This window comes from Polaribacter sp. Z014, assembly GCF_023555435.1.
Classification (GTDB): domain Bacteria; phylum Bacteroidota; class Bacteroidia; order Flavobacteriales; family Flavobacteriaceae; genus Polaribacter.
Map to the genome: position 1 here is coordinate 25,045 of NZ_JALCZP010000019.1, position 17,985 is coordinate 43,029.

Here is a 17,985-nt window from a genome sequence, read left to right on the forward strand (position 1 = left end):
TTGACTTTTTGTTTTTATTCAGCAAAAATATTAATCTGTAGTGTGCGATTTTTCTAAAGCATAAAAAGTAGCTTGTACATAATCATCTGCATCTCCAGTGTTATTCTGATTATAAACTCCTGCTTTAAAATACATGTATTGTCCACCATTATTATAACCGCTATTTAACATATTTACGGTTTTAACAACATCTGCTTTACCTTCTCTAGTTATTGTAACTGTTAAAGTATCTCCAACAACTTTAATATTGTAGCTAAATTTTTCATCAAGTGCTATTCCATCTGAAGGATTTGAAGTAGAACTATCTTTAGAACCAATCATTTCATGCCATTGTTCACTTCCAGTAATAGGTTCATGAGCAAAATAAATTGACCCTAAGGGATTATCTTTTAATTTTCTATAATAAAGACGAATTGGTTCATCATCATTTGCATGAATTTGTCCTACAATAACACGTCCTTGTTGACTAGAATCTCCGGTAGTAGTTACATGATTTACAGAAAGTGTTGCAGACATTTCTCCGTCAAAAGCCGCTGCAGCTGTTTTATCCGCTTGCGGAGCAGTGCCAAAAACCCAATTATTTTTATTAACTCCTTTGGTATCTATACTAGTATTGGTTCCTCTTAACATTTCACGAAACTCAACTCTAGTATAACTTGTACCTGTAGATGTTTTAAATCCATCAACTGGACATTTAAAAACCATTCCGCCATCATCTGCAGTATAAAAATATTTACTATTTTCATATTCGCTATTAATTTCGCTTACCGTAATTGTTTTTGCAGTTCCATTGCCTTTATTCTCTGGGATACTTAAATTCCAAGTAGCTAAATCAAAATTTTGTGAAGGTGCTTTACTTGCGTCTAATTCCCCTGAAGCTTCTTCTCTTGCAGCTTGTGTAACTGTTAAAGATTCTGATAAATCACCACCAATAACTGTGATTATTCCTGTACGTTTATTATACTCTGAATTTGCTTTTACAGAAATATCTATGGTTCTATTATTTGTTCCGTTTGTAGGCGTAATGGTAATCCAACTATTATTATTACTCGTGTACCAATAGGCATTCGCAGTTACCTCAACGGTTTGTGTTTCTTGATTTGCAGAAAATTCAGAAAGCGTAGATAACGACAAAACATCTAATACCTCCTCTTTGGAATCTGCGGAGCTGCAAGAAAAAAAAGATAAAAATAATGAACCAAGAAACAATAATCTGAAAGAAATTTTCATAAAAATAATGACATTAATAATTGAATTTTTAAAAGTACAAAATTGGTTAACCAATTTACTGTAATTTTAAATAAAATTATTATTTAATTAAATAAAGAGATTAAAACCAACTCTTTAAACAACCAAAATATCTATTATTAATTATTATTTAAAGCTTGTTTTAAATCAGCAATAATATCATCTGCATGTTCTAAACCAACAGAAACTCTTACCAAACCATTTGTAATACCAACTTCTAATCTATCTTCTTCAGACAAACGTCCGTGAGTTGTAGAAGATGGATGCGTAACAATAGTTCTTGTATCTCCTAAATTAGCAGACAATGAACACATTTTTATGGCATCTAAAAATTTTCTTCCAGCTTCAATTCCTCCTTTAATTTCGAAAGCAACAATGTTTCCACCTAATTTCATTTGGTTTTTAGCTACTTTATACTGAGGATGTGATTTTAAAAACGGATATTTTACAAACTCTACATTTTCATTATCTTCTAAAAACTGAGCAACTTTTAAAGCATTTTCACAATGTTTTTCTACTCTTATAGATAAAGTTTCTAAACTTTTAGATAAAACCCAAGCGTTAAACGGAGACATTGCTGGCCCTGTATTTCTTGCAAACAAATAGATTTCTCTTAACAAATCTGCTCTACCAACCGTTACACCACCTAAGACTCTTCCTTGACCGTCAATTAATTTTGTTGCAGAATGAATTACTAAATCTGCACCAAATTTAACTGGCTGTTGTATATAAGGTGTAGCAAAGCAATTATCAACAATAAAAATAAGATTGTGTTTTTTAGCAATTTTACCAATCAACTCTAAATCTAAAATATCAACTGCAGGATTTGTTGGTGTTTCTATATAAAGAATTTTTGTATTTTCTTTAATTAAACTCTCAATCAAATCTACCTCATCAACTTTAAAATAAGAAGTTTCAATATTCCATTTTGGTAAATAATTAGTAAACATACCATGTGTAGAACCAAATACAGATCTACAAGAAACAATATGATCTCCAGCACTCAACAAAGCCGCAAATGATGAAAATATAGCTGCCATTCCCGTTGCAAAAGCATACCCTGCCTCTGCTCCTTCCATTGCCACAATTTTATCTACAAATTCTGTTGTGTTAGGATTTGTAAAACGACTATATAAATTACGTTCTTTTTCTTCTGCGAAGGATGAACGCATGTCTTCTGCATCGTCAAAAACAAAACTAGAGGTTAAATATAAAGGTGTAGAATGTTCAGAAAACTGACTTCTTTCTGTTTGACTTCTAATTGCTGCTGTTTCGAAATGTTTGCTCATTGTAATTATTAGATTGTTAGACCGCTTTCGCTTTTAGAATCAAGAGCCAAGACAAAAATTGATAATTCTCTTATTTTTTCGTCTTGATTCTTGTCTCTTTTTAATCTTGTTTCTTTTTTTAAATCGTGATTGACTGAAATACTGCCAACCAAAAACTGACTATTATTTAATTATTATGTTTTGCTAATCTTAATATATCTCCAAAAACCCCTCTTGCAGTTACACTTGCTCCCGCTCCTGCTCCTTGAATTACAATTGGCTGTTCTCCGTAAGATTCTGTATAAATTTCAAAAATTGCATCAGAACCTTTTAAAGAACCTAAAGGAGTACTTTTATCTGTAGAAACTAATTTTACTTCTAATTTCCCTTTATTTTGAGATAAATCTCCACTTAATTCACCAATATAACGTAAAACATGGTTTTCCTCTTGATTTTCTTTTAATTTTTGATATTCGTCATTCAATAATTCTAAATTCCCTAAGAAATCTTTAACAGAACCGTTTCTTAAATTCTCTGGAATTAAATTCTTAATTTCAACCTCATCAAACTCATTTTCTAATTCTAGTTCTCTTGCTAAAATTAATAATTTTCTAGCAACATCATTTCCTCCTAAATCTTCACGAGGATCTGGCTCTGTAAATCCTTTATCAATTGCTTCTTGCAAGGTTTTAGAAAAAGGAACATTTTCCGCAGAAAAAGTATTGAATAAATAACTCAAACTTCCAGAAAACACCCCTCTAATTTTGGTGATATTCTCTCCTGATTCATGTAATAAACGAATCGTATCAATTAATGGTAAACCTGCACCAACATTGGTTTCGTACAGATATTGTTTTTTATATTCTTTTAACTTCGCTCTTACTTCTTTGTAAAAATCGAACGATAATGTATTGGCTATTTTATTACAAGAAACCAAATCGAAACCAGCTTCTATAAACGGAATGTAATTACTTACAAAATTGACACTTGCGGTATTATCTACTGCAATTAGATTTTCGAAATGATTTGCTTTTGCAAAAGCGATGATATCATCTACAGTTACATTTTCTTCTCCGTTTTCTAATAGATTTTGTTTCCAATTTTTAGAAACCCCGTTTTTATTTAGCAATACTTTTTTAGAATTTGCTACGGCAAAAACATTCAGTTGAATTTTTCTACGTTCTAAAACAGATTGTGTATTTTCTATAATTTGATCAATTAACGTTCCGCCAACCAAACCTTTCCCGAAAACAGCAATGTTTATTTTTTTAGTAACTCCAAAAACCTGACCATGAATTACATTTACGGCTTTGTGTAATTCGGTTTTTTTAACCACCAAACTCACATTTTTCCCAGTAACCGTGTTATTAAATAAGAGTGGTACTATTTGGTTTTTGATTAATGCATTATAAGGATGATGAAATTCACTTAAATCTTGACCGATAATAGAAATTACAGCAACATTACTTACTATAGAAATATGATTTACATCTTGTGAATAAAAATCATTTTCAAACTCTTTTTCTAAAGCAGAAACTGCTTCAACCGCTCTATCTGCATCAATAATAAAACCGATTCCTCTTTCTGACGAACCTTGTGCAATAATACTTACACTAATATCACGATCACTTAAAACCTTAAAAATACGTGCATCAACACCTACTTTACCCAACAAACCTCTACCTTCAAAATTTAGTAAAGCAACATTGTCTATAGTTGCAATGGATTTAATTCCTTTTGCTGATGAAGATTCTGAGGTGATTAAAGTTCCTTTATCTTCTTTATGGAATGTGTTTAAAATTCTAAGATTGATATTTTTCTCTAATAACGGAATAATGGTTTTTGCATGTAAAATAGTTGCTCCAAAATTGGCCATTTCATTCGCTTCTGAGAACGATAATTGCTCAATCTTTTTAGCATCTGCCACTAAGTCTGGATTTGCTGTAAAAATTCCGCTTACATGTGTATAATTCTGTAATTCATCTGCATCTAAATAATTAGCCAATAAAGCTGCAGTATAATTACTACCATTTCTACCTAAAGTAGTGGTTTCTCCTTTTTTGTTAGCTGCAATAAAACCAGAAACAACATTTATGGTATCGTTATTTTCTTTAAAATAGGTAATTACATTTTCTTTAGAAACCGCAGTAATAGGTTGTGCATTTCCAAAGTTTTCATCCGTAATAATTAAAGATCTAGAATCTACAGCATTTGCAGCAATATTTTCTTTCTCTAACAAACTTGCTACCATTTTTACTGATAATAATTCGCCTTGTGCTAAAACCTCATCTTTAATTTTATGACTATAATCTCCCAATAAAGAAACACCCTCAAAAATAGTTTTTAATTTAGAAAATTCATCGGAAAAATCTACAGAATTATTTGGTTCTAATTGATATGTTTTAAACTTTTCAAACTTGGTTTTATACTCCTTTTTTGACGCTGCCTTTTCTAAAATAGCTTCTAGCTCGTTTGTAGAATTCCCTCTTGCAGAAGCTACAACCGTTACTTTTATTCCGGCTTTATATTTACTTGCAATAATTTCTATTGCATTTTCTAATCCTTCACCATTGGCTAAAGATTTTCCTCCAAATTTTAAAACTTTCATCTTCTTTTCTCTATAATCTTTATTAAAAATAGGCTCAATAATTTTTTGCAACTGGTCATACTCCATCAAAAAAGCATCATGACCATGCACAGAGTTAATTTCATTATAGGTAACATTGTCTTTTGTTAATGCTAACTTTTTATGCGTTTCTCTGTTTTCTTCCGCAGTAAAAAACAAATCTGAATCCACACCTATAATATGAATATTGGCATTAATTTTATCTAAAATCTCAATATCTTTTTGTCCTCCAATAGTAACATCAATCGTTTTTAATAATTGATTCATTAACTTATAAGAAGATAATTGATACCGTTCTTGCAATGATTTTCCGTGATGCAACAACCAACTTTCTACATCAAAAATATCTGAATCTTCTTTTTTAGAACGATGAAAACGTTCTTTAAAACTTTCTGGCGTTCTGTAACACAACATAGCGTGCATTCTTGCATCATGAACAGGATTGCTAGAATTCACCAAAAATTGTTCTTGAATTTGACAATTAGCAATTAACCAATCTGTAGATTTCCAATCGGTTGCAATTGGTAAAAAATGTTGCGTTAAATTGTTGTTTAACACCATCATTTCCCAGGCAATTCCTCCACCTAAAGAACCTGCAATTAATGCAAATAATTTATCAATTTTCAAAATTGATAAACCTTCTAAAAATATCTTTGCAACATCTCTAGCAATAAAGTCTTTATAGTTATCAATTAAAATTCCATCGAAACCATTACCAGGAATATTAAAGGATAAAATGGTATAGGTTTTAGTATTAATCGCCTTTTCATCTCCAACAATATCTCGCCACCAACCTTCTTTACCCGCAACATAAGAGTTACCTGTAAGTGCATGGTTTACCAAAATGATAGGAGCTGTCCCTAAATCTTGACCAAAAACTTGATAGCTTAAATTCATTTCTGAGATTAAGGCACCCGATTCTGTAGTAAAATCTTTTATTTTGATATGTTGTAATGGATGTTCCAATTATAATTAAAATTAAACCTAGAAGGTTTTAAAAACCTTGCAGGATTTTGTGTTATTATATTTTTGAAAAAGCTGCTGTTAAATCTGCTTTTAAATCTTCTAAATCTTCAATACCTACAGACAATCTAATTAGATCTTGACTTACACCTGCACTAGCTTGTGCTGCTTCATCTAATTGTTGATGTGTTGTACTTGCTGGGTGAATAATTAATGATTTTGTATCACCAATATTTGCTAATAAAGAGAATAATTTGGTATTATCAGCGATTGTTTTTGCTGCTTCAAAACCACCTTTTACTCCAAAAGTTACCAAACCACTTTGTCCTTTAGGCAAGTATTTATCTGCTAACGTTTTGTATTTATTACTTTCTAAACCAGGGTAGTTTACCCAAGTAACCTCTTCTTGCGCCTCTAACCAAGTTGCCAAAGCCAATGCATTTTTAGAATGCTGCTTAATTCTAACTGGTAAAGTCTCTAAACCTTGAATAATATTAAATGCGTTTGTTGGACTTAAAGCTGCACCGAAATCACGTAATCCTTCTAAAATCAATTTAAAAGTAAACGCCGCTGCACCTAAAGCTTCATGATATTTTAAACCATGATACCCTGCAGAAGGCTCTGTAAATTCAGGGAATTTTCCGTTTGCCCAGTTAAAAGTTCCAGCATCAATAATTGCACCTCCTAGAGAAGTTCCTTGTCCGCCTATGTATTTTGTTAAAGAATGAATTACAAGATTTGCTCCATGCTTAATAGGATTCAATAATGCCGGTGTTGCCACTGTATTATCAACTATAAAAGGAACTTCTGCTGCTTTTGCATGTTCAGAAATAGCCTCTAAATCTAACACATCTAACTTCGGGTTCCCTAAAGATTCTACAAAAAATGCTCTAGTGTTCTCTTGAACTGCAGCTGCAAAATTATCTGGATTATCAGCATCAACAAACGTAGTTGTAATACCTAATCTTGGTAAAGTTACACTTAATAAATTATAGGTTCCACCGTATAAACTACTTGAGGCCACAATATGATCTCCTGCTTTTAAAAGCGTTAATAAACCCGTTGCAATTGCTCCTGTACCAGAGGCAAAAACTACGGCTCCAATTCCGCCTTCTACAGCCGCTAAACGATCTTGTAAAATTTGGTTTGTTGGGTTGTTTAATCGGGTATAAATAAAACCTAATTCTTTTAATGAAAAAAGGTTTGCAGCATGTTCTGAGTTGTTAAAAACGTATGATGATGTTTGGTAAATAGGAACTGCTCTTGTTCCTCCATTTTGTGTTACATCATGCCCTGCGTGTAGTGCGTTTGTTGCTAATTTGTGCGTACTCATTTTTCTATTTTTTTTGAGTTAATAAATGATTAAACCAAAAGTCGAATGCATCAAAAATTTGATGTACTTACTAGAAAAATGTTATTAAGAATTTTACAAATACACGGAAGTATAGTTGTTTTTTGGGTTATCTATCCAATTTCTGATAAATGAATCTGAAATTAAGTAGAATTTAGCACCTTCTTTTCCTCACGAAAAGGGTTGCTAAGGTTTCAACGGGTCTTTCCCTCCACCTTTCTTGATAACATTTCGATAAGTTATTGAACTTTCTGAATGCAAATATATGTTTAGAAAAATTTAATATCAAAGAAAAAAGCCATTTATTTTTTAGAAATATAAATATCATACTAAAAAGCCTTTGTTTAATAATTATCAAACAAATAGTAAACGGTAGTTTTACTTTTATTGATGATACCATAATAAAATATTATGCTGAAAAATTATGTTATTAGAATTTAAGCTGTAACTTTGCAAAGAATTTTAGAGGAAAAATTTGAACTGATTGCAACCTCTGACGCTGATTTATTTTTCAGCTGAAACAAAAAATGCTAAAGCAGTAATTTTCTACTACTTTTAGCGACTCATGCAATCTCTTTTTATTTTTCTTTAACCCTGTATTTACAGGAAAGACAAATTTTAAAGAAACCTTTTTACCTTGTATCAAGGAATCATTTTTAATATTATAAAAAAAGATTTATTATGTCATATTTATTTACCTCAGAAAGTGTTTCTGAAGGACACCCAGACAAAATTGCCGATCAAATTTCTGATGCTTTAATCGATAACTTTTTAGCATTCGACAAATCTAGTAAAGTTGCTTGTGAGACCATGGTAACAACCGGTCAAGTATTTTTAGCAGGAGAAGTAAAATCTAAAACGTATTTAGATGTACAGAAAATTGCTAGAGATGTAATTAACAAAATTGGTTATACCAAAGGAGCTTATATGTTTGATGGAAACTCTTGTGGCGTTTTATCTGCAATCCACGAACAATCTCCAGATATTAACCAAGGTGTTGATAGAGCAAACCCAGAAGAACAAGGTGCAGGAGACCAAGGAATGATGTTTGGTTATGCTACTGATGAAACTGAAAACTACATGCCTTTGGCGTTAGAACTTTCTCATAGATTGTTAATTGAATTAGCAGCTTTACGTAGAGAAAATAAAGATATTCCTTATTTACGTCCAGATGCTAAATCTCAAGTAACTATTGAGTATTCTGATGATAATGTACCGCAAAGAATTGATGCTATTGTAATTTCTACTCAGCATGATGATTTTGACAAGTCTGATGACGTAATGTTAGCAAAAATTAAAAAAGATATTGTTGAAATTTTAATTCCTAGAGTGGTTGCAAAATTACCTGAGCATCTTCAGAAATTATTTACAGACAACATTACCTATCACATTAACCCAACAGGTGTTTTTGTAATTGGTGGGCCTCACGGTGATACTGGTTTAACAGGTAGAAAAATTATTGTAGACACCTACGGTGGAAAAGGAGCTCATGGTGGTGGTGCTTTCTCTGGAAAAGATCCTTCTAAAGTTGATAGATCTGGAGCGTATGCTACAAGACATATTGCTAAAAACTTAGTTGCTGCCGGACTTTGTAAAGAAGTTTTGGTACAAGTTTCTTATGCAATTGGTGTTGCAAAACCAACAAGTATAAATGTTGAAACGTATGGTACAGCTACTGTTGATTTAACTGATGGAGAAATCAGCAAAAAAGTAGAAGCTATTTTTGATATGCGTCCTTATTTTATAGAAAAACGTTTAAAATTAAGAACACCTATTTATTCTGAAACCGCTGCTTATGGTCACATGGGAAGAACCCCAGAAGTAAAAACAGTTACATTTACAAATCCTATGGGAGAAACTACGAGCGAAGAGGTAGAAACTTTTACTTGGGAAAAATTAGACTATGTAGATGCAATTAAAGAAGCTTTCAAGTTGTAAAAACTTCTAAATAATAATTTAAAAAGCCTTTAGAATTTATTTTCTAAAGGCTTTTTTTATGCCCGTTTTATACCAAATAAACATCAAAATAACTGATTAAATTCATTTGGTATTACATGAACTATTTAAACTAAAAATAAAAAAAACCGCCTTGTAAATATTACAAAACGGTTTTATTAAAAAATATAAAATATAATTGAAAAAACTTTTTAGATACCTAATGCCTGACCACCACCAACTTGGATAGTTTCTGCAGTAATAAAAGCAGCATCTTTACTTGCTAAGAAAGCAACAACACCAGCAACATCTTCTGGCTGACCTAATCTTCCTAACATAATACTATTTGCCCAAGAAGCAAAAACTTCTGGCTTAGTAGCTTTAATTTGCGCATGGAAAGGAGTATCAATTGTACCCGGAGATACTGCGTTTACTCTAATACCATATTCTGCTAAATCTTTAGCTAATGCTCTTGTAATTGCATGAACTCCAGCTTTAGAAGTACCGTAGATTCCAGCTCCTGGTCCACCAGCGTTCCAAGCTGCATTAGACGTATAGTTAATAATAGAAGCATTATCACTTTTCTTAAGAAAAGGAATTGCTGCTCTAGAAGCAAAAAATGCTGAATCTAAGTTTAAAGCCATCACAAATCTGTAAAATTCAGTTGTCATTTCTTCAAATCTAGATCTACCACCTAAACCACCTGCATTATTAACTAACACATCTATGTGACCATATTTTTCACCAATTTTAGTGATGTTTGCTGTTACCTCTTCATCTTTTGTAACATCAAAACCGTAGTACTCAGCAGTAATCCCTTCAGCCGATAATTCCTTAACTCTTTGTGCACCTGCTTCATCTTCTATACCGTTTAATATTACAGTATAACCATCTTTTCCTAATCTTTTTGCTACTGCAAAACCAATTCCTCCTGTTGCTCCAGTAATTACAGCAACCTTATTGTTTAATGTGCTCATTTTTTATTATTTTTAATTATTTTTTTATTTTTAATCTTTACTTATTAACACTTAGAAATATTGTCTTTATTCTACAGATTTAATTTCTTTAGCGAAGTAATAGATTGCGCCTACTCCTAATGGAACAAAAATTGCAATCCCAACAAATACAGGTGTATAAGAAACTTTAGTTACTAAAGGAACAAGAAAGTTCATAATAATAACAGAAAATACACCAACCATACCACCTAATCCGGCTAACGAACCAACGTTTTTACCATTAAAGAAATCACTTGGTAAAGTTTGCACATTACCAATTGCAAATTGGAAACCAAATAATACTACAAATACAATACCTACAAAACGTTCTGGTGTATTACCAAATAATATGGTTGCTACTAAACCTAAGAACATTATTACACCACCAATTAAAATGGTATACTTTCTACCTTTATCTAAAGAGTTTGTTCTAGAAATAATTTGCCCAGAAACATATCCTCCGGCAATACTACCAATAGCAGCACCCACATAAGGTACCCAAGCAAACATACCTACTTCTTTTACATCAAAACCGTAAACATCGAATAAATAGATAGGCATCCAACCTACAAATAACCACCATATTGGCTCTAAAAAGAAACGACCAACAACGATAGACCAAGCTTCTTTATGAGATAAAATTTCTTTTAACGTTAATCCTTTATCATCTTCCTTTGCATCACGATCTGCTTGACTTTGACCATCTAAAATGTATTTTTGCTCTTCTTTAGTTATCCAAGGGTGTTTCTTTGGTCCTGCTTTATTAATAAGAAACCAAGGAATAATCCATAAAAGACCAAAAGATCCAACCACCATAAATGTAGTTCTCCAACCATAAGCTACAAAAATCATTGCAATAAATGGCGGTGCAATAACAGAACCAATAGAGGCGCCTGCATTAAACAAACCTTGTGCAATTGCACGTTCTTTAATAGGAAACCATTCTGCGTTACTTTTAACTCCACCTGGCCAGTTCCCTGCCTCAGACAAACCTAATGTACTTCTAAAAAATGCAAGACCTATAAAACCTCTAACTGTAGAATGCAAGAAAGAAGAAAGTCCCCAAATACCAATACTAATAACATAACCAATACGCGTACCTACTTTATCAAACAATTTACCAGAAAACAATTGCCCTAAAGCGTATGCTACCATAAAAATGTTAAGAATGTAACCGTAATGTTCTTTTGTTAAGCCTAAATCGTAAGAGATTGAACCTGGTAAATTTTCGTTTCCCCACATTACAGCTAATGCACTTCTGTCAATGTAGTTAATTACCGAGGCTAAAAATATCAACCCAATAATAAACCACCTTAATCCTTTTACTTTCATATTTAATTATTTTAAGGTTAATCTCATTTAATTTTGGTTAACCAGTTTGGTTTACCAAAATTAACGCTTTTATACTAAAATCCTACTATTTAAACATTTATTTTTAAAACAAACACCTAAACAGTCTATTATCAAATCATTAAGAGCAAAAAAATACTACTCTATATTATAACAATACATGTAGAGTTCTCTAAAGTGCTCTTTCATTTTTTGTTTTGCTAGTTGCGGGTTCTTGTCTTTGATTGCATCAAAAATAGCTTGATGATCCGTTATACCTCTTTGTGATAAGTTTGCATCACAGACATGATGTTTCTTAAAATTAGTAATAATCTCTGGAGTAATAATTAGCATAAAGGTATTCATTGTACTGTTACCACTGGCTTTTGCTATTGCCAAATGAAATAATAAATCCTCCTGAACAGCTTCTTCCCCATTATCTACTTTATTTTTATATGCTTGAAGCGCTTCATTTAACTGAAGTAAATCATCATCTGTTCTTCTTAAAGCAGCTAATCTTGCTGTTTTTAATTCTAATAATATTCTTGTTTCTACTAGTGATTTAAAATCTGATTTTTCTAAACGTAAGATATCATCTATCATTCCGTTCATTGCTACAACACCAATGTTTGCTACAAAGGTTCCACTTTGTGGAATTGACTTAAGAAGACCATAAAACTCTAGTTTTTGAATTGCTTCTCTTACATTACTTCTACTTACTTCAAATTTTTCTGAAAGCATTCTTTCTGAAGGCAACTTATCTCCAGGTTCTAAATTTTTATAATTAATAAGCTCTTTGATTCCTTTAATTATTAAATTTTGAACTTTTTGATTTTCATTTTTAGTAAGTACATCTAATTTCATTAATTGCTAATTTTATAGGTATATATGATTTTGAAATGTTAAATTAAAGAAAATTAATTCTAAATATTGATTTTTTGCGAAATTAAGATTTTATCCGAACTAATAACAGTTCGGATAAAACTTTAATTATATATTAACTTAATTACTATTTGAATACAAATATTAGTAACCAGGGTTCTGAGTTAAATTAGGCATTCTTTCTAATTCATCTCCAGGTAAAGGCATTAAGTAATCGTCTGCAGAAAAAGCAGCCTTAGCACCTTCTAAACCAGAAGCACTAAATGTAGTGGTACCAATTTTTCTTCTAGCAATGTCGTACCATCTTTTACACTCAAATGCTAATTCAAGTCTACGTTCTTCTAAAACATTATCAACGGTAACAGTTCCAGTAATATCTGCTGGTACAGAACTTGCTGCTACAGTAACAGCTGGTAAACCACCATATTCGGCTATACTTCCACCAGATCTTGCTCTAGCTCTAACTTCATTTAAATATGTAGTTGCTGAAGAGTTATCATTTATTTCTACAGCTGCTTCAGCAGCAATTAATAATACTTCTGCATAACGCATCATAGAATAGTTATGACTTGTTGCTCTACCGTTACCACGAGCAAAGGCTCCAGGAAAACGACCGTATTTTGCAATGTAAGGACGCTGTTTAGCGAATTTGTGAAGAGAACCAGGAGCAATACCAAATTGAGTATAATCATATTGCATTTCTGTATCGGCTGTATCTGGATTATCATCATGATCTCCTTTAAAGACAGCCTTGTCTTCCATACTTACAGCTCTTCTGTAATCATTTGCATCCCAAGTATCATAAACCTTTAAAGCAGGAACTGCAACAGACCAACCTCCACCGTTTAAGATATTACCTCTAATACCTACCATTGGTGCTATTTGATCATATCCATTATTTGGAGCTTCAAAGTTATTGTAATCTAAAGCAAATATTGGTTCTTTTGAAGCATCTATTTTAGTAGCATCGAATAAGTCTTGAAAATTTGGTTCTAAATCTAATCCATAAGTTCCTTTCTTATTTATAACATCCTTAGCTTCTGTAAAAGCTTTTTGGTATTCACCAATTGTTAAATAAACTAAAGCTAAGTATGAACTTGCTGCAGATTTGGCAGGTATTGCTCTAGAAGCTTGTGTATTTGGTAACCATTGTTTTGCATATTCTAAATCAGAAATAATATTAGTATATACTTCAGAAACTGGAGTTCTACTTAAAGCAGTTGCGGCAGCTGCATCTGAAATAGGTGCGTCAATATAAGGAATGGCCCCAAATTGTCTTACTAAATGAAAGTAATAAAAAGCTCTAATAAAATATGCTTGAGCAGTAACAGGGTTTTTAAGTTCATCAGCAACATCTACATAAGAAGCTCCGTCAATTGCTAAATTAGCAGCTGCAATTCCTTGATATGTTTTTAACCAAAATTCACTAATCATTCCATTATCGGTTAAAGTAGTCATTTCATTATGCTCTCTTCTTCTTGATTCATCAGAAGCAAGATCTACCATATCAGAACGTAACATTAAGGCTATAGACAATTTTCTACCCCAAAACTTTTCATTAATAGCGTGAGTAAATGCACCGTCTACGGCTGTTTGTATATCTTTTGGTGTTTGAAAGAAACCATCTGGAGCTAATACTCCTACGGGTTCTTCAATTAAATCTGAACAACTTACTATTGATAAACTCATCAATAACAAGAATAAATATTTATATGTTTTCATATTCTATGTTTTTAAGTGATTGATTAAAATTTAATATTAAGACTAAAGTTTACAGATTTTACTGTTGGATAGTTTCCAAAATCAAATCCTGAAACTGTATTAGCAGACTGATTTGCGTTTCCAGAAGAAGAACCTGCGTAGTTGACTTCAGGATCTAAACCAGAATAGTCTGTAATAGTTAATAAGTTTTGTGCACTTACTGACAATCTTAAATTATCTATACCTAAATTTTCAATAACTTCACTAGGGAAATTATATCCTAAAGCAATATTTTTTAATCTTATATAACTACCGTCTTCAACAAAACGAGAAGAGAATTCTCTATTACTATTGTTACCAATACGTGGTATATTTGTATCTGTATTTGTTGGTGTCCAAGCATTATTTAAGTTGTCTCTTGTAGTATTTGCATCACCATTATACAGTACAACATTTGTCATATTAAAAATTTCACCACCTTGAGAACCTTGGAAAAAGATACTCAAATCGAAATTTTTATAGCTAAAGTTGTTTGTAATACCAAAAGTAAAATCTGCGTTAGGGTTTCCAATAATAGTTCTATCTTCTGCATTAATAACACCATCTGCCTCTACATCTCTAAACAATGGGTCTCCTGCAACACTTCCGGCAGTTACTGCTGTACCTTCTGGCAAAGCACCACCTTGGTAAACACCTGCATAATCATAACCATAAAACAACCCAACTTCTTCACCTTCTCTTAAAACATTTGTTCTTGTAGTTCCTGAACTACTTAAATAACTAGGCGCACCGTTGTTAAATACATCTGCTCCTTTTACTAATTTAATTACTTTATTCTTGTTAGCAGATAAGTTAAAATCAGTATTCCAGCTAAAGTTATCGTTAGAAATATTTCTAGTATTTAAAGCTATTTCAATACCACTATTATTAATTTCTCCTAAATTAGCTAAACTTGCAGTATTTGTATTTCCAAAAATTTCTGGGATACCAGCATTGGTTAAAATTAAATCTTTAGTATCAATATTATAATAATCTAAAGATAGTTTTATTCTATTATTTACTAAACCTAAATCTACCCCTAAATTTGTTTGGTAAGAAGATTCCCATTTTAAATCTGGGTTTGCAGCTTGATCTGTAGAAATTGCATTTACAGTTTGTCCGTTACTAGAAGCATACAAACTAGATAATTTTGCTAAAGACCCATAAGGAGGAATTGATGGATTACCAGTAATACCATAACTAGCTCTTAATTTTAAATTAGAAATTGTTTCATTTTCTTTTAAAAAGTTTTCATTAGAAACTTTCCAACCTAAAGCAGCAGAAGGAAATATTGCATATTTATGATTTGCAGCAAAGTTAGAAGCACCATCTCTTCTTACAGTTGCAGTAATTAAATATTTATCATCATAATCATAATTTACCCTACCAAATTGAGATTGAATCTCGTATTCCTGTAAATAAGAATCTGGTTGTAATAATGTAGTTGCTTTATCTAAAGCATAGTAAGAAAAACTATCAGAGATAAAACCATTACCTGCAGCTCTAAAATATTCTGCAACATTTTTTTGGTAAGAAATACCTGCTAATAAAGTTAAGTCACCTTTTCCTATTTCTTTCTTATAGGTTAAATAGTTTTCATTTAAAAAGTTTGTTGTTCTTGTATTAGCTAAACTAGCTTTTCCACCTTCATTAGATGCTGTAATAATTAATGATGACGGCTGATAAATACCTCTAGTAGCATTTTTAGTACTTAAACCAAATGTTGATTTAAATGCAAGATTTTCTAAAATATCATAATTCCCATAAAAATTTATTCTAAAATTATCTGTTTTAGTTTCATCTTGTCTTTCTGTTGCTACTGCATATGGATTATCTACAGGGTCACCAACACTATTTGTTGTAAATACACCTTGTGAATCTGTTACTCCTAAATCTGGAGCAAATCTCATTGCTAAAGAAATCACATCATCTCCACCAACTGTAACAGAACCATCAGATTGAGTTGCAACACCATTTTTAGTACCTCTACTTCCAAAAAGATTCATTCCTAATTTTAATTTATCAGAAATCTGAGCATCAATATTAGATAAGAAAGTCATTTTTTCAAAACCAGAGTTTACAATAATTCCATCTTGTTTAAAATAGTTACCAGAAGCGTAAAAATTTATTTTATCTGAACCTCCTGAAAAAGAAAATTGATGATTCTGAGTAGCACCTGTAGTGTAAATTAAATCTTGCCAATCTGTATCAGCAGTACCTTGAGTATATAAAGGGTCAATGATTTTTTGGTATGTTGCAAATTCATCAGCATTTAAAAGATCTAATCTATTTGCAGTGGTTTGTACAGCAAATGTAGAGTTGAACTCTACAACCATTTTACCATTTCTACCTTTTTTAGTTGTAACCATTATTACCCCATTAGAACCTCTAGAACCATAAATTGCTGTTGCAGATGCATCTTTTAAAATTTCTAAAGATTTAATGTCATTTGCTTGAGGCATACTAGCTCCAATAAAACCATCAACAACAATAAGTGGATCACTACTTGCACCAATAGAAGTGTTACCTCTAATTTTAATACTAATAGGAGCTCCTGGCTCACCACCATTATTAGATTGTACAACAACACCAGCTGCACGACCTTGCATTGCTTGTGCTGCGTCTAACACAGGAAAAGCATTTAATTCATCTGCTGTAACTGATGATACTGAACCAGTAATATCGCTCTTTTTTCTAGCACCATACCCTACAACCACAATCTCTTCTAACAAACTAGCATCTTCATCTAACGCTACGTTTATTGTTTTTTGATTTGTAAATGTCACTGATTTTGAAGCAAAACCTACATAAGAAAATTGTAAAACGTCTCCACTTTTTACTTTTAATTGATAATTACCATCAAAATCTGTACTAGTTCCTGTTGTGGTACCAGCAATGATAATATTGGCCCCTAAAATAGGTTGTTGATCTACTTTGGAAGTTACACTTCCGGTTACTGTTACACTTTCTTGTGCATAATTAACTGCACTTACAAAAAGCATTAACATGAGTACTAACTTAATTTTTAAGTTCATCGTTAATTGTTTTGAATTATTAGACTTAATTTAAATATTAAATTTTAGAGAAAACTAATAGCTCAATTCTTAGGTTAAAATACTGCTATATTTAATTCTTAAAATTTCACTGCCCTAAAGCATCTCTAAAACAAACACATTCTGGTCACCCAAACTGGTTTACCAAATTGGTTTACCAAAGATATGTTTTTTTCTCACATAAAAAAATTGTTTGTTAATTATTTCCTAAAAAAAACGTTTCGGCTACCTGAAGTTTCTTAAAAAAGCTCATTATAGTACAAATAACCTCACATATAAACATTGATTAACTTCCTGATATTTAATAAACATCACAAAAAAAACGTTGTTTATTCTAAATAAAAAGAACTGCTTTTACAAATTTAGAATGAAAGAAAATGAATGAGGCACTAATAAATATGATATAAATCATTTTTTGTGAATCTTTAAGATAAATCCTAAAACAGCTTTCTCATTCTTGCTAGTGGACTTAAAAGTTGTACCTAATAAGAATGTAGTGGGCATAAAAAAAATTACACACATTATTTAAAAATATAATGTGTGTAATCTATTTTATTATAAACTTTTTTAAAAATGTCTATATATAATATATCAT

10 protein-coding genes and 1 riboswitch are annotated in these 17,985 nt (G+C 31.6%); of the genes, 1 reads left to right on the forward strand and 9 read right to left on the reverse strand.

Going from position 1 to position 17,985, the window contains the following annotated elements; genetic code table 11:
* Positions 1-30: 30 nt before the first annotated feature.
* The 4 genes from MPF19_RS15620 to MPF19_RS15635 all read right to left on the reverse strand — a co-directional run bounded on the left by MPF19_RS15620 (position 31) and on the right by MPF19_RS15635 (position 7,438).
* Positions 31-1,230, reverse strand: coding sequence for a polysaccharide lyase family 7 protein (locus MPF19_RS15620; RefSeq protein WP_249989093.1), 1,200 nt, complete (start codon positions 1,228-1,230; stop codon positions 31-33).
* Positions 1,231-1,367: 137 nt separating this feature from the next.
* Positions 1,368-2,537 carry an O-succinylhomoserine sulfhydrylase gene (locus MPF19_RS15625; protein ID WP_249989095.1) on the reverse strand — a complete coding sequence of 390 codons (1,170 nt, stop codon included), beginning with the start codon at positions 2,535-2,537 and terminating at the stop codon, positions 1,368-1,370.
* Between the two features lie 166 nt (positions 2,538-2,703).
* Positions 2,704-6,108 carry a bifunctional aspartate kinase/homoserine dehydrogenase I gene (gene thrA / locus MPF19_RS15630; RefSeq protein WP_249989097.1) on the reverse strand — a complete coding sequence of 1,135 codons (3,405 nt, stop codon included), beginning with the start codon at positions 6,106-6,108 and terminating at the stop codon, positions 2,704-2,706.
* Between the two features lie 55 nt (positions 6,109-6,163).
* A complete protein-coding gene (locus MPF19_RS15635; RefSeq protein ID WP_249989099.1) occupies positions 6,164-7,438 on the reverse strand; it encodes an O-acetylhomoserine aminocarboxypropyltransferase/cysteine synthase family protein in 1,275 nt (424 codons plus the stop codon).
* Between the two features lie 124 nt (positions 7,439-7,562).
* Positions 7,563-7,686: riboswitch (SAM riboswitch) on the reverse strand.
* A gap of 451 nt (positions 7,687-8,137) precedes the next feature.
* On the opposite strand from MPF19_RS15635, the gene metK reads away from it, so the two are divergent.
* The gene (gene metK / locus MPF19_RS15640; RefSeq protein WP_203391711.1) at positions 8,138-9,394 is read left to right on the forward strand and encodes a methionine adenosyltransferase; all 1,257 of its coding nucleotides are present in this window, start codon (positions 8,138-8,140) and stop codon (positions 9,392-9,394) included.
* A 209-nt stretch (positions 9,395-9,603) separates the two neighbouring features.
* On the opposite strand, the gene MPF19_RS15645 is transcribed toward metK, so the two are convergent.
* From MPF19_RS15645 to MPF19_RS15665, 5 genes are all read right to left on the reverse strand, one after another.
* Positions 9,604-10,368, reverse strand: coding sequence for an SDR family NAD(P)-dependent oxidoreductase (locus MPF19_RS15645; protein WP_249989101.1), 765 nt, complete (start codon positions 10,366-10,368; stop codon positions 9,604-9,606).
* 66 nt (positions 10,369-10,434) lie between these two features.
* Positions 10,435-11,718 carry an MFS transporter gene (locus tag MPF19_RS15650; RefSeq protein WP_203391709.1) on the reverse strand — a complete coding sequence of 428 codons (1,284 nt, stop codon included), beginning with the start codon at positions 11,716-11,718 and terminating at the stop codon, positions 10,435-10,437.
* 156 nt (positions 11,719-11,874) lie between these two features.
* The gene (locus MPF19_RS15655; protein WP_203391708.1) at positions 11,875-12,579 is read right to left on the reverse strand and encodes a FadR/GntR family transcriptional regulator; all 705 of its coding nucleotides are present in this window, start codon (positions 12,577-12,579) and stop codon (positions 11,875-11,877) included.
* Between the two features lie 162 nt (positions 12,580-12,741).
* Complete coding sequence (locus MPF19_RS15660; RefSeq protein WP_203391707.1) at positions 12,742-14,319, reverse strand: RagB/SusD family nutrient uptake outer membrane protein; 1,578 nt, start codon at positions 14,317-14,319, stop codon at positions 12,742-12,744.
* A 23-nt stretch (positions 14,320-14,342) separates the two neighbouring features.
* Positions 14,343-17,372, reverse strand: coding sequence for a SusC/RagA family TonB-linked outer membrane protein (locus tag MPF19_RS15665; protein ID WP_203391706.1), 3,030 nt, complete (start codon positions 17,370-17,372; stop codon positions 14,343-14,345).
* Positions 17,373-17,985 lie beyond the last annotated feature (613 nt).

Excerpts from the sequence above, each read along its gene's own strand:
- MPF19_RS15620 (WP_249989093.1), bottom strand. The coding sequence starts at position 1,230 with ATGAAAATTTCTTTCAGATTATTGTTTCTTGGTTCATTATTTTTATCT.
- MPF19_RS15625 (WP_249989095.1), bottom strand. The coding sequence starts at position 2,537 with ATGAGCAAACATTTCGAAACAGCAGCAATTAGAAGTCAAACAGAAAGA.
- MPF19_RS15635 (WP_249989099.1), bottom strand. The coding sequence starts at position 7,438 with ATGAGTACGCACAAATTAGCAACAAACGCACTACACGCAGGGCATGAT.
- metK (WP_203391711.1), top strand. The coding sequence starts at position 8,138 with ATGTCATATTTATTTACCTCAGAAAGTGTTTCTGAAGGACACCCAGAC.
- MPF19_RS15645 (WP_249989101.1), bottom strand. The coding sequence starts at position 10,368 with ATGAGCACATTAAACAATAAGGTTGCTGTAATTACTGGAGCAACAGGA.
- MPF19_RS15650 (WP_203391709.1), bottom strand. The coding sequence starts at position 11,718 with ATGAAAGTAAAAGGATTAAGGTGGTTTATTATTGGGTTGATATTTTTA.
- MPF19_RS15655 (WP_203391708.1), bottom strand. The coding sequence starts at position 12,579 with ATGAAATTAGATGTACTTACTAAAAATGAAAATCAAAAAGTTCAAAAT.
- MPF19_RS15660 (WP_203391707.1), bottom strand. The coding sequence starts at position 14,319 with ATGAAAACATATAAATATTTATTCTTGTTATTGATGAGTTTATCAATA.
- MPF19_RS15665 (WP_203391706.1), bottom strand. The coding sequence starts at position 17,372 with ATGAACTTAAAAATTAAGTTAGTACTCATGTTAATGCTTTTTGTAAGT.